Source organism: Streptomyces anulatus, assembly GCF_000721175.1.
GTDB lineage: Bacteria > Actinomycetota > Actinomycetes > Streptomycetales > Streptomycetaceae > Streptomyces > Streptomyces anulatus_C.
In genome coordinates this window covers 108,377-120,710 of the sequence record NZ_JOEZ01000011.1, presented here as the reverse complement: position 1 = coordinate 120,710, position 12,334 = coordinate 108,377, and the positions used below count along the sequence as shown (strand labels likewise).

Here is a 12,334-nt window from a genome sequence, read left to right as displayed (position 1 = left end):
TGATGACGTACGCGACGACACCGGACGGAGTCCGTATCGCCTACCAGCTCCGGGGCGAAGGAGCGCCGCTGGTCCTGCTGGCGGGCCAGGCGAACAACCACCACTGGTGGGACACGGTCCGCGCCGACTTCCACCCCGCCCGCAGCACCCTCACCCTCGACTATCGCGGCACCGGCGACAGCGACAAGCCCGACAGCCCTCACAGCACCGAACTGTTCGCCCAGGACGTCGTCGCCGTCCTCGACGAACTCCGCATCGACCGCGCCGACATCTACGGCACGTCCATGGGCGGCAGGGTGGCCCAGCAACTCGCGGCCCACCATCCGCACCGGGTGAGAGCCCTGGTCCTCGGCTGTACTTCCCCCGGCGGCCCGCACAGCGTCGAACGCGGCGACGACGTCCGCCGAGCCCTGGTCCAGCGCCGGCCCGGGGCAGCTCGGCAAGCCCTGCTGGAGCTGATGTACACCCCGAGGTGGCTTGCCGACCACCCCGGCACGCACCACACCCTCGGCGACCCCGCCATGCCCGCACACTCCCGACGCCACCACCTCGCGGCCAGCAACCGTCACAACGCCTGGGACCTCCTGCCCGGCATCAGCGCACCCACCCTGGTCGTCCACGGAACCCGCGACCTGCTCAACCCCACGGCCAACGCGCCGCTGCTCGCCGGCCGTATCCCCGGCGCCCGTCTGCACCTGATCCCCGGCGCCCGTCACGCCTACTTCGAGGAGTTCCGCACGCACGCCGGCCCTCTCGTCCTGGACTTCCTCACGAGCGTGGACCACCAGCCGTGAGGAGCAGCGCGACGGCCCGGACCCGCCCCTCCCCCCGGGCCCCGGGCCGCCGGGCCGCCGGGCACGACCTCCCCCGGCGTGCCGCTGCCCCGGCAACTGGGCCCGCGCCTTCTGCCGCGCGGTGAACACCTCCCGCGCGTAGGCGGCGTGGTCCTGACTCGGGAACGACACGACGGACTGGTGCTGGTCGTACCGTCCGTGCGCCCGGCGGGCGGCCGTGATCTCGAACCGGACACGTGCGCACACAACTTGACCAGGAGCGGCGGCGAAGGCGCGGCTGTCGGCCTCGGTGACGGCGAACAACGGCCCGTAGAAGTCGCTCAGTCGCCGATTGCCCCGCGCGAGCCGCTCGTGGCGCTGGGCAAGCCGCAACCCGTTCAGGTGGGCCGCGACGTACCCGGCGAAGGCCAGGGCGATGGTGACGACCAGGCCAGTCATGGGGGGTGATCCTGCTGAAACCGACGTGCGGAGCGACGGGCAACGGCGCACGGTGGCAGCCCGGTTGGGGGTGGTGGCCGAACGGATCTTCGATGTGGTGATGGGTCGGAACGGTGCGATACGGTGAAGAGGTCATCACGCTCTGTGCGCTCACGTGCGCAAAGGGCGGCCCCCGGAGGTGCGTCAACACCCACCCGAGGGCCTCACACCCCCAGTGGAAGTAGCCACTAGAAATGCTGCGTCATGTTATCGCGCCCCCTTCGGGCTGGACCAAAGCCCCCCACACCGTCGTACGCGACCGGCGGTTGAACAGCGATGCGAAGATCCTCCTCCTGTACGTCCAGGGCCTCCCCGCCTCCGCCACCGACCGCCCCCTCAGCGACCTGGCGCGGAAGCTGGACATGAAGGGCCGCCCGTACCAACGGGCCAAGAGGCAACTGGTGGAGCACGGTTACGTCCACGAGTGGCGGTCCCAGAGCGACGGCGGCCGCTGGAGGACGGACCAGCTGTTCACGAACACACCGCTGACGAGCGCGGAGGCCAGGATCGTACGAGCGGCGCTGGAGCCGGACGACGGCGGCCGTCCGCCGGAGTTCGTGGCCGCCCCTCCGCCGCCGAGTACGCGGTATCCGACGGTCGGCGCGCCGACCCCTCGGACGGCCGGTGGCTATGAACCGGAGGAAGACCACAGTGATAAGACCACTCCCCACCCACCCCCCGAAGCGGAACCGCCACAGGAGCGGGCAGAGGTCCCGGCACCCGACCCCGATGAAGCGGCCCCGGCCCCCCACCCCACCAGTCAACTGGCCAAGGCTGAACGGCTGCTGCTGTCCCTGCGACACACGCGCCGTGACCTGCTGCTAGGGGTCCGGGAGGCCCGTGCGCTGGCGGTGGAGGCCGTGAAGTGGCTGGAGGGCGGACTGCCGGAGGGAGACCTGCGACAGGCGCTGCTGGCCGACCCTCCCGAGAACGGGGTGCGCTCGGCGGCCGGCTTCCTGCGCCATCGTCTGATCCAGAAATGCCCGGTGACCCCGCTGCCGGCACCGCCTCCCGCGCCGCCCGTCAGGGAGCTGATCGTCTGCACGGGCCCGGGCGAGGAGCACGTCTTCCGCCCGCTGGGCGACGAGACGGAGTGCGTGGACTGCCGCCGGGCGGCGGCGTACGCGAGCTGGACGGTCGACACGGACACGTACGACTTCCCCGCGGACATGCCCTGGCGGCAGCGCGTGGCGGCGGTGCGGAAGGCTGACGCGCTCCGAGCCGCGCACTCATCCCAGGGCGACGCGGGCCACGACGGGCAGATGGTCGCTGCCGGTGGCGGGCAGGGTGCGGATGTGGCCCACGGTGGCTGAGCGGGCCATGACCTGATCGATCCGGGCCAGCGGGAAGGCGGCCGGGAAGCTGAAGGCGAACCCGCGCTCGGCGACGTTCAGCTGTGAGGTGAGAGGGCTCAGCCCCCGGTCCTCCACAGCCCCGTTGAGGTCCCCGAGGAGAATCACCGTATCGACGCTTTCGGCGGCGATGGCGCGCCCCAGCAGCTCGGCACTCTCGTCCCTCCGATCGGACGCGAGCCCACCCGCCCCGACCCGGACGGAGGGCAGATGGGCGACGTACGCCGAGACCTCCCCGTGCGGCGAGTGGACCACGGCCCGCACGCCACGGCTCCACCCTTCAGCGATGCTCGGGGGCTTGATGTCGACCAGCCGCTCCCCGCTGAGCGGATACGTGGACCAGAGCCCGACGGTGCCGCGTACGACGTGGTGCGGATAGTCGGCGGCGAGAGCCTTCTCGTACACCGGCAGCTGCGGGTCCACCAACTCCTCCAGCGCGACGAGATCGGCCCCGGCCGCGATCAGGGCCCGGGCGGTCCCCGCCGGGTCACGGTTCTCATCACTGACGTTGTGCTGCACGACGACGAGCCCCGGCCCGTCGCCTGCCGAGGCGGGCAGGAGCAGCCCCCCGAAGAGATGCACCCAAACGCCCACCGGCAGCAGCAGGGCCACAAGGGCGACGGCGGACCGCCGCAGCAGGGCGACGACCAACAGCACGACGACGAAGACGCCGACCCAGGGCAGAAACGACTCCAGCAGACTCCCAGCCCGCCCAGGCCAGTTGGGCACACCCCGATGGAACCCCAGCAGCCCGGCCACGACCACGGCACTCCCGGCGATCACCCACCCCCGCCGCCGGTCCCCCACCCCGGGCGCCACCGGCGTCTCCGCCGGCACCGCACGAGGTTCTACCCGCTCCACCATGTCGTCCCATCCGGTCGATCCCGCTTCAGAGGACGACCGACCAGGCCAAACAGGTTCCGTCCACGGATGACAGGACCGAACTTGATCTGCCCCGCGGAAGCCGGAGACGATGTCGTCTCGACCCGAGGAGCCCGGGAACGGGACCACGGGTAACGGGGATGTCTGGGAAGACGGGGAGAGCCTTACGGTGGCGTGGGACGAATGGGAGCAAATCAAAGCTGATGTCGCGGCGAATGGGCCGACGAGCATGCAGCTGAATCAGGCCCCAGCCTCGGACGGCGAGGCTTCTGCGGATCTGAAGTCGGACAAGAAGGCATGGGTGAAGGCCGGCGAAGGCGTCACCGGCCTCAAGGGCGGCGTCGACAAGGCGTTGACGAAGCTCGGCGATGGACAGACGGGGCTGGGCGACACCGCCGGGTGCCGGAGCGCGGCGGCGCAGAAGGAGATCTACGGCTCGTGGAAGAAGTACATCGGTGATGTGAGCAGTCGCTGTGAGGCGCTGGGCGGCCTTCTGGAGAGGTCGGGACACGATCTCTCGAAGCCCGACCAGGCGGTCATGGCTGAGCTGAACAGGCTTAAGGCGCAGTACCAGGACACCGAGGCCGTTGGCGGCCACCCGAAGGCGAAGTGACGGCGACCATGGATCTTGCGACGCTGAAGGCCCTCAGGCCCTCGGAGTACGAGGGCGCCGCAGACGGCTACCGGGCCACCGGTGAGATGGCCAGTGCGGCAAAGGACACGATCGACAACCAGGTCTGCGCGGGCGTGCGGAATCAGCTGGAGGGCAAGGCGGCGACCGCCGCCCTGGGAGAGCTTCGCAACCTGTCGGAGAACTTCCATTACGTGCAGGTCGAGTGCGGTCTGATAAGCACCGCACTGAACGGATTCGCCTTCGATATGGCGGTTGCCAAGAGAAGGCTGGAGACGGCGATCGAGGATGCCCACGCCGATGGCTGCACGGTAGGTTCCGATGGATCGGTGTCCTACCCGGCGGGCAAGAAGCCCGGCGAGGAGAAGATGGTCGACGGCGGCACGGTGACCGGGAGCGCCGGGGGCAGTCCGATGTCCGATGCCCTGGAGCGTCAGGCGATGAACATCCACCCGAATCCGAACTACGGCAAAGCGATGGGGTACGCGAACCGGATCGCCGACGCGCTGGAGGAGGCGGCCGACGCGGATGCCAAGTGGGCACCGAAGCTGCGCGCGCTGAAGGCTGACGACGACCTGGTGGTCTCCAAGCGCGACTGGGCCGACACGCAGTCGGACCGGGGAGGTGTCCGCGAGGCGGGCAAGGACTACCTCGACTCCCTGCCGGAGCCGCCGAAGGACGGCAGCCCGAAGGACAACGCTGCATGGTGGAAGGGGCTCGGCGCGGAGGAGCAGTCGGCTCACCTCGCACTGAACGCCGCAGCGGTCGGTGCGCTGGACGGGTTGCCCGCCGAGACGCGTGACGAGGCCAACCGCATGGTGCTGGCACAGAGCAGGGCGCAGGTGGAGCTGGAGCTCGCCAAGATTCCTCCCGAGCCCACCAGGTACTCTCCGAATCCCAACGGCGGCTATCCGGCTGTCATCCAGAACTCCAGCTGGAGCAAGTGGGACGAGAAGTACGGCGAGCGGTTCGCGCAGCTCACCAAGTCGAATGAGGGCATGAAGAGCATTCGGGAGCGGTTCGACGCGACCGGTGAGAACGGACTGCCACCCGCCTATCTCCTGGGTTTCGATGCCGAGAAGAACGGCCGGGCGATCGTTGCCAACGGGAACCCCGACACTGCCGCTCACACGGCGGTCTATGTTCCTGGTACCACGTCGAATCTTGGCAGTATCGGTGGGGACATCGGACGCATGACAGAACTCTGGCGACAGTCCGATGCTATGGCCGGAGGAAAGGAAGTCTCCACCATCACATGGCTGGGGTACGACGCTCCGCAGAGCATCGTCAAGGATGCGCCTTTCCGGCACTATGCCGACGACGGAGCCCCGGCTTTCAACCAGTTCATGGACGGTCTCAATGTGGCCAACAGCACCGACTCCGGTGGTCACCACACGGCTATCGGCCACTCGTATGGCACGACGCTGATCGGTTCCGCAGCTCGCCAGGGCGAGCTGAACGTGGATGACGTGGTGTTCGCAGGGAGTCCCGGTGTGCAGGTGGGCGAGGCGTCACAGATGGATGTGCCCAAGGGGCATGTGTGGAACGAGGAGGCTGAGGGCGACCCGGTCCCCGACCTGGGGCGTTTCGGTCACGGCGGCAGTCAGTGGCGGTTCGGCGGCGGCGTGGCCATCATTCCCAGCGACGAATTGTTCGGAGCGAACCAGATGACTACAGGCGGGTCCGAGGGGCACAGCGAATACTGGGAAGAAGAATCGGAAAGCTTGAAGAATCAGGCGGCGGTCGTGACGGGTCGATATGGAAAGGTAGAACTTGAGGAATAGGGTTCTTAATTCTGCGCTTCTGGGCGCCGTGATACTCACCACAATCACAGGATGCGGCATGACTGACCAAGCAGAATCCGGTGCACCGAAACCAGCCGGGACGCGCAGTATTGACGATGTCGACGCGGAAACGAAGCAGATCTCCAGCCAGATCCTTGATGTCATCGCTGTGAAGGGCAAGATGTCCAAGTCGGGTCCGGGGGTCAGCGCCTGCGAAGGGGCGGAGCGGGGGAAGTTGTTCCTCATGCGACACCCTTGGAGTCTGACGGGTTCCTCGGATGCCGAACTCATGCAGGCCATGACTCGCCTCAAGGAAGATCTTCCGAAGTACGGGTGGAAGATCGTCAAGTACGAGCGGAACGGCAGTAAGGCCGAATCCTTGGAACTGACGGCGGAGCATGTCGAGAAGAAGTTCGCCGTCAATGTCGAGTTCTGGGAGAAGAACAGCGGCGGGGACACCAACGATCCAACGCTGCTCGTCAACGTGGTTTCCGCCTGTTATCAGGTCCCGGACGGCGAGGAGGTCGACCGGTTCTGAGGAAGCTCCGGCGACACCGGAGCGGCGTGAGGCGGCTCGAGTCGCCGATCACGCCGCCCGGTTCGGCCGGCTCTTCCTCTCAGCTGCTCACGTGGTGAAGCCCTTCTCCGACACGGCGGCTCGAAGAAGGGACCGCGCGAAGTCATCCACATCGAGCCCGGCCAGGTGCTCGACCAGGGCCTGCCGGACGTCCCGCACCTGCGCGGACAACCGCTCCCCGGTGATGTCGCCGGGGAGGATGACGCGCCGGAAGGCGTCCTTCTCGATCACGCGGCCGACGAGCTTCTCCGCGACCCGGACCGGTGTGCGTTCCCGGATCGCGAAGGTCAGGTGGATGCTGCGGACCTGCGTGCCGAGCGCATGAGGGTTGTGCACCCACCCCCTCGGCAGGAGCAGGGACTGCCCCGGCCGGAGGTCGACCTCCAGATCGGGGCCTGCGGCCTCCCACTGCGGAAGGAAGGCGGGGTCCCAGACGCGGAAGGGACTCCTGGTACTCGCGCATGGGCGCAGGGAACTTTCGGGCGCCAGATCTGCCACCGCTTGGTGCCCGCGATCTGCGAACAAGTGTCAAGAGTTGTGGGTCAGGTGGTGCGTGAGGGTGGAGGTGTCTCATTGGGGCATGATGAAAGCCTTGTGCTCGAGCCTGGCATGCTGGCCCGGGAGGGCTTGCCGACCGGACGTGGAGCTTCAAGGTGCCGACGGCGGTGTCTCGTATGCTCAGCCTGTGAGAGAGCCTCATCCGATCGAGCTATCAGGAACGTTTGTCACCAGGGGTGATGATCGTTGGCGCGATGATCGGTGGTATGGGCGGTACCGGTTGTGGTTTCCTCAGGTGTCGCCGTGGCCCGACCCGCACTGGACGTTTGTTCGAGTGCGTCCGGGATGGCGGTCTTTGGTCGAGGAGACGCTCTCGGTGGTGGCCACCGAGGTACCCAGGCAGAAAACCTGGCCGGTTCGTTTGCTCAACCAGAAGGTCCATGGGCGAGGCTGGGGCTTCGACCTGGGCCCACCTGATGCTGACTACCTCTGCCTGGAGCAGCTGTCTGACATCTGCTACATCGACATGCGCAACCTTCACAAGCTCATCGATCTCCTGGCACCGGCTATGGAGGACGCGCACTTCTTCGTCTACTCGGCGGGCGACGGCCTCGACCGCTGGGTCGACGAAGTACAGATCCATAACGGGCGTAGCATCGTTTCCAGGTGGACCGTCGAGGGCGAGGCCTGGGCTGATTTCCCTGCGTTGTGCGCGGAGCTCGCCGGTAATCGCGCTGGGGACGAGGCCTTCGGTCGCTTCGTCACCTGTCTGAGCGATCAGTGAGCCCAGCCGCGAAGCGATCACGCGGCACTGTTCTCCAGGCGCTCGATGAGGGCACCGTTCTCGAACCTGGCGCCGGAGCGGACGAGCGCGACGAGGTGGGCTCCGGTGATCGCGCGCCAGCGGTCCTGTGCGGACTCGACGAGCTTGAACACCATCGCCAGCGCCGCGGCCGGGCTGCCGGCCCCGCGGGTGGCCTTGGTCCTCAACTTCACGGTGCTGAAAGTGCTCTCGATGGGATTCGTCGTGCGCAGGTGCACCCAGTGGGAGGGCCCTCCACAGGCCCATCGCGCCGTCACCGACTACAGGTTCGGGATCGCGCATGCCGCGTCGGCGGCAGTCACGCAGCAGATCCGCCCACGACTCGGTTCAGTGGTGGAGAGCAGGCCCTGACGCCCGGGCGGGGTCACGAAGGCATGCGAGTAGTTGCTGAAGCCGGTCTCCCGCTGGATGCCGCGGGAGACGTCAGCCAGGAAGGGGACGACCCGCTGGAGGTTGCCGAGCCGGATCGTATGGCCGTCCTCGTACAGACGGCGCAGCTTCGCCGGGTCGGTCCGGCCCGCGGTGCGATGGCGGTCCGGGTGCGGTGCGGCACCGTAGCTCGCGACGGCGATCTCGTCGGCGGGCACGCACCCGGTGCCGATGTAGTGGTCGATGCTCTCCGCGGTGATGACACGGTCCAGCGCGCCGGCCTCGCGTTCGTACCCGCATGGCTCGTCCGGCCACGAGGTCAGGAGCGCTGCCACGCCCGGGCGGGGCAGTAAGAGGCTGAGTGACACGGATTCTTCCTCGCTTCACGTCGCCGCGGGGACAGGGGAGTTCAGACGGGCGGGAGGGGGCACGGAAGGCCGGGGTGGTGGTGGTTGAGGCAGCACACCACCGAGAAGGAGATCAGGCTCTGGGACTTCGTGTAGTGCACCCAGCAGACGTCGACCCCTCGGGAAAGGCAGTCCACCGCGTACGCGATCTTGTGTTCGAGGGTGACGTAGGCGCGGCCGCCGTCGTCCCTCTCGGCCGGGGGATGCGCCTCGTACGTGCTCTTCAGCCACGTGACGGCGCCCACCGCACGGGTCCAGGTGCGCTCCACCGCGGTCTGGTTCTGCCGCATGAGCCAGTGCCCGGTCATGAGGGGCGGCAGCGTCGAGGCGACGAACGCCCGGGTCTGTTCGGAGTTCAGTTCCGCACCCGGACGGCGTAGGGCCTCCTGGCCGTACGCGTCCCTGCTGCCGGTCCACGGACCGTATCCGTGCCAGTGCCCTGACCAGATCATCTGCGCCCTTCGCTAGGGGAGACGGGCCGGCCCGGAGGATGTCCGGTCCGGCCCACTGCATGGTGCTTCGTGCTCAGGAAGGGGGCCAGGTTAAAGCGTCAGGCCCCTCGTCCTGACCCACCCGGTGGCGAAGTCGTCGAGCTCCGCCTCGGTGAAGCGCAGCTCCTTGCCCGTGCCCTCGGGCTTGCTGTCACGGATGACGAAAGAGGCCTCCGTGCCGGGGATGGCGGCGAGGCTCACGCAGGTCTCGTGGGGGCCGCCGGCGTTGCCGCCGCAGTAGGCGGCGAAGGCGTCGGCCGGCGGGATCGGCAGTGCGTAGAGATTCCCGTTCATGGGAGAGTCCTTCCGGTGCTGATGTCGCGGAGATACGGTCTCCGCACCGTCGTGCTCCTGGCCCCGCCCGGCTGCCGACCGTCCATGGAGACAGCCGGGCGGGAGTCTGTGGCCCCTGACGTGGTGGGCCTGTTGGTGCGTGCGCCGACGGCGTCACCGCTCGAACCACACCGCCGCGACGATCGACGAGCCGATGGCGGCAAGGCAGACGACGTAGGCGATCTGCCGGGCTCGTTCACTCATCGGCGTCAGCCTCTGGAAGGGGCGGAGTGAATCCGCTAGGCACCGCGCACGGCTCAGTGTGCTCGGCCGAAGTCGCATTGCGAGTGGGCCGAGGCCGAACGGGCAGCGGAGGGCGAGTCGCAACCGACCAAGGTGAGTGCTCGGTTGGCTGCTGCTTCATGACAATGAGCTTCCGCAGTACGCGTGCCTGAGCACGGACGTGGGCGTAGACCTCGTGAGACAAGGCACCCGGACGTGGCGGGTTGTCTACGAGGTGAATTGCTTCGAGCCGGAATCCGCGATCGGCGGAGGTCAGATGCGCTTCCACGGCGAAGACTTCGTCCGCAAAGGCGATGATCACCTCGCGCAGCGAAGAAGCGGCCTTGTCCAGCGCTGAGCGGGTGGTCGTACCCAACGTGAACGCAAGGACTCGGCGTACGTCGAGCTCTGCGTGGATCACGTCCAGAGGCGGTCTTTCAGCCCTCGCATTGCCGGTCACCTCTTGCGAGCTGTTGATCGGGGGGTGAGTCATCACGATCTCCTGTGCCCAGGCGCGTAGCGCGTTGGATGTGCACGCATAGGTGGCGAGACCCACTTGCGGGCCACCCATGCGACGTCGCAGCACAACGGTTCCAACCCGTCATGAAGCCCCTATAGCTGCCCAGTTCAGGTTGACTGCCGCTGCTGCCGCTCAACAGACTGCACCCAAACAGTGACTGGGCGCAACATGAGTGAGCTCAACGTTGAGATTTTGCTAGAGATGGAAAGCTCAACAGTCATATGACGAAGTGCGATCAGCCCGATGCGGCACACTGGTCCGCGGCGAAGGAAGGGAATGACGGGTGGCACATCCGGAACCGAAGGTACGAAAGAAGAGGCTCGGGTCTGAACTACGGCGGCTCCGGGAGGAGTCCGGCGTCAGCCTTCAGCAGGCCGGTGAGACCATCGACGGCGACAAGACGAAGATGAGTCGCATCGAGAACGGCAGGCAGGGGCTGCGGCCCTTGGAGCTGAAGACGCTCCTCGACATGTACCAGGTCGATCTACCTATGAGAGAGGCGCTGCTTGCCCTCCAGCGGCAGAGTAAGCAGAAGGGTTGGTGGTCGCAGCACTCGGACAAGCTCAAACCAGACTTCCAGGAGCGACTCACGCTGGAGTCGGACGCCGTCCGGATCTACGCCTACCAGAGTGTCGTGGTTCCCGGCTTGCTTCAGACCGATGCGTACGCCGAGGCGGTCATCCGCGGTACGGGAAGCAAGCGGATGACCGACGAGGAAGTGCGGACGCTCGTCGACCTTCGTCTTGCTCGGCAGGCGATCTTTGATCGGGATGATGCGCCTCAATACCTCTGCATACTGGACGAGTCGGTGCTTCATCGTCAGGTTGGAGGTTCTGCCGTGACCGCTGCACAGCTACGGAACCTCGTCGAAGTGTCTGACCGCCCTGGCATCGCAGTACAGGTGATCCCGTACGCACAGGGTGCCTACGTAGGCATGGATGGTCCGTTCACCGTGTACTCGTATCCGGACCCGATGGAGCTGGACGTGGTCGGCCTGGACAATCTCGATGGCGGCCTGTACCTCGAAGAGACTGGGGCTGTAGAGAACTACCGCAGTGCCTTTGACCAGCTACGTGCAGCCGCTCTATCTTCTCGACAGTCCATGGATGTGATCTCACGCGCTGCGCGGGATCTTGAGAACGAGTAAGAGGCTCACGATGATGCGGCACGATCTCCCGACCGAAGCATGGATCAAGTCGTCCTACAGCGGCGACACCCAGGGCCAGTGTGTCGAGTTCCAGGTGGTACCGGACGGAGGTGTCGCGGTGGGTGACTCCAAGGACCGCAACCGAGGGGCCTTCGTTTTCCCGTCTGCTGCGTGGGGGGCGTTTGTGGCCGAAATGAAGAGCGGCAGCGGTATCTAGTACTCCAGCCGTAGAGCGTGATCTCGATGGTGAGGGGCGCCGAGGCGACAGTCGTACAGCGTCGACCATCTGGCCGAGACCGCCCACGCCGTCGGCTCCTTCTCCCTCTACCCGAGTTCCCCGAGACGGAGGGCGTCCCTCATCTCGCTGAGCTTCGCGGTCGTCGCCGGGGTCTGCTCCTGCGCTTGTTCAGCGAGTCGGAGGGCATCGTCAATCTCGCTGAGCTTCGCCGAGGACAGGACGGCCGCCCGCTCTATCAGGTCGTCCCGTGACACAGTGGTCAGCCACGTGCAAGGGGTGAAGCCTGGACGCGGGAACGCGAGCCGCAGCACGCCTTCGAACGGCACTCCTTCACCGGCGCCCATCATCACTTCGATGCCCAGACCGCTAATGTCGACGCCCGCCGGAGCGACGACCTGCATCACCTGGATCCCGGACGCGTCGTCTCCCGACAGCAGTACGACCAATCTCCGCTCGTTGAACTGGACCCACCAGACTTCGCCACGTTGCACAAGTCCTCCAGACACAGGACGGCAGACAGGCGCTGCGCGAGCCTGACGCGCTGTGGAGACGGGTGCGGCCACCGTTGATCATCGGTGTGTGAAGACTGAAGATCACGCGGTGGCTGCAGGTCACAGCGTAAACCCTGCCCACTGGCAGGAGGCGTTCGAGGGCCTGATGAGCCGGAAAACGGGACGGTTCACGCGGGTCGAATCCCGGCGCCGAGCAAGGAAGTTGGTACTCGGCCTGCTGTCGGACCTGCCGCGCAAAAACTGCTGGACCATCGCCGAGTGGGCCGCCTTCTCGGCA

14 protein-coding genes and 2 pseudogenes are annotated in these 12,334 nt (G+C 66.9%); 9 read left to right on the top strand and 7 right to left on the bottom strand.

The window, feature by feature from the left end:
* Nucleotides 1–2 precede the first annotated feature (2 nt).
* Both IG90_RS0114305 and IG90_RS0114300 read left to right on the top strand, forming a co-directional pair.
* Nucleotides 3–794: an alpha/beta fold hydrolase gene (locus IG90_RS0114305; RefSeq protein ID WP_030583079.1), complete on the top strand. Its 792-nt coding sequence runs from the start codon at nucleotides 3–5 to the stop codon at nucleotides 792–794.
* A gap of 671 nt (nucleotides 795–1,465) precedes the next feature.
* Complete coding sequence (locus IG90_RS0114300; protein WP_233435865.1) at nucleotides 1,466–2,584, top strand: hypothetical protein; 1,119 nt, start codon at nucleotides 1,466–1,468, stop codon at nucleotides 2,582–2,584.
* Here IG90_RS0114300 and IG90_RS41130 read toward each other — a convergent pair.
* Nucleotides 2,501–3,406, bottom strand: coding sequence for an endonuclease/exonuclease/phosphatase family protein (locus tag IG90_RS41130; RefSeq protein ID WP_030583073.1), 906 nt, complete (start codon nucleotides 3,404–3,406; stop codon nucleotides 2,501–2,503). The two genes, IG90_RS0114300 and IG90_RS41130, sit on opposite strands and share 84 nt — an antisense overlap.
* Before the next feature lie 268 nt (nucleotides 3,407–3,674).
* Here IG90_RS41130 and IG90_RS0114290 point away from each other — a divergent pair, with 268 nt between their 5' ends.
* The 3 genes from IG90_RS0114290 to IG90_RS0114280 are packed head-to-tail and all read left to right on the top strand — an operon-like array spanning nucleotide 3,675 to nucleotide 6,458.
* A complete protein-coding gene (locus IG90_RS0114290) occupies nucleotides 3,675–4,118 on the top strand; it encodes a hypothetical protein (RefSeq protein WP_030583069.1) in 444 nt (147 codons plus the stop codon).
* A gap of 8 nt (nucleotides 4,119–4,126) precedes the next feature.
* Nucleotides 4,127–5,920 (top strand): alpha/beta hydrolase, encoded by a 1,794-nt coding sequence (locus IG90_RS0114285; protein ID WP_030583066.1) that lies wholly within the window; start codon nucleotides 4,127–4,129, stop codon nucleotides 5,918–5,920.
* 58 nt (nucleotides 5,921–5,978) lie between these two features.
* Nucleotides 5,979–6,458 carry a hypothetical protein gene (locus IG90_RS0114280; protein WP_078585133.1) on the top strand — a complete coding sequence of 160 codons (480 nt, stop codon included), beginning with the start codon at nucleotides 5,979–5,981 and terminating at the stop codon, nucleotides 6,456–6,458.
* A gap of 87 nt (nucleotides 6,459–6,545) precedes the next feature.
* On the opposite strand, the gene IG90_RS45825 is transcribed toward IG90_RS0114280, so the two are convergent.
* Entirely contained in the window at nucleotides 6,546–6,833 is a 288-nt protein-coding gene (locus tag IG90_RS45825; protein ID WP_233435866.1) for a hypothetical protein, read from the bottom strand.
* 538 nt (nucleotides 6,834–7,371) lie between these two features.
* On the opposite strand from IG90_RS45825, the gene IG90_RS0114270 reads away from it, so the two are divergent.
* On the top strand, nucleotides 7,372–7,779 hold the full coding sequence (locus tag IG90_RS0114270; protein WP_233435867.1) for a hypothetical protein: 408 nt from the start codon (nucleotides 7,372–7,374) through the stop codon (nucleotides 7,777–7,779).
* A 17-nt stretch (nucleotides 7,780–7,796) separates the two neighbouring features.
* On the opposite strand, the pseudogene IG90_RS45820 reads toward IG90_RS0114270, so the two are convergent.
* The 4 genes and pseudogenes from IG90_RS45820 to IG90_RS0114250 form a co-directional block, all read right to left on the bottom strand.
* Nucleotides 7,797–8,145 (bottom strand): annotated as a pseudogene (locus IG90_RS45820) (IS256 family transposase); the annotation flags it as partial.
* Entirely contained in the window at nucleotides 8,079–8,555 is a 477-nt protein-coding gene (locus tag IG90_RS0114260; RefSeq protein ID WP_233435868.1) for a hypothetical protein, read from the bottom strand. The pseudogene IG90_RS45820 and the gene IG90_RS0114260, both read right to left, overlap by 67 nt.
* A gap of 41 nt (nucleotides 8,556–8,596) precedes the next feature.
* Nucleotides 8,597–9,046, bottom strand: coding sequence for a hypothetical protein (locus IG90_RS0114255; RefSeq protein ID WP_030583049.1), 450 nt, complete (start codon nucleotides 9,044–9,046; stop codon nucleotides 8,597–8,599).
* Nucleotides 9,047–9,136: 90 nt separating this feature from the next.
* A complete protein-coding gene (locus IG90_RS0114250) occupies nucleotides 9,137–9,379 on the bottom strand; it encodes a DUF397 domain-containing protein (RefSeq protein ID WP_030583046.1) in 243 nt (80 codons plus the stop codon).
* A 1,064-nt stretch (nucleotides 9,380–10,443) separates the two neighbouring features.
* On the opposite strand from IG90_RS0114250, the gene IG90_RS0114235 reads away from it, so the two are divergent.
* The gene (locus tag IG90_RS0114235) at nucleotides 10,444–11,307 is read left to right on the top strand and encodes a helix-turn-helix domain-containing protein (protein ID WP_030583040.1); all 864 of its coding nucleotides are present in this window, start codon (nucleotides 10,444–10,446) and stop codon (nucleotides 11,305–11,307) included.
* Between the two features lie 10 nt (nucleotides 11,308–11,317).
* Nucleotides 11,318–11,524 carry a DUF397 domain-containing protein gene (locus tag IG90_RS0114230; protein ID WP_030583037.1) on the top strand — a complete coding sequence of 69 codons (207 nt, stop codon included), beginning with the start codon at nucleotides 11,318–11,320 and terminating at the stop codon, nucleotides 11,522–11,524.
* Between the two features lie 107 nt (nucleotides 11,525–11,631).
* On the opposite strand, the gene IG90_RS0114225 is transcribed toward IG90_RS0114230, so the two are convergent.
* The gene (locus IG90_RS0114225) at nucleotides 11,632–12,036 is read right to left on the bottom strand and encodes an mRNA interferase PemK (RefSeq protein ID WP_030583033.1); all 405 of its coding nucleotides are present in this window, start codon (nucleotides 12,034–12,036) and stop codon (nucleotides 11,632–11,634) included.
* A gap of 166 nt (nucleotides 12,037–12,202) precedes the next feature.
* Here IG90_RS0114225 and IG90_RS43490 point away from each other — a divergent pair.
* A pseudogene (locus IG90_RS43490) lies at nucleotides 12,203–12,322 on the top strand (IS701 family transposase); the annotation flags it as partial.
* Nucleotides 12,323–12,334: the final 12 nt, after the last annotated feature.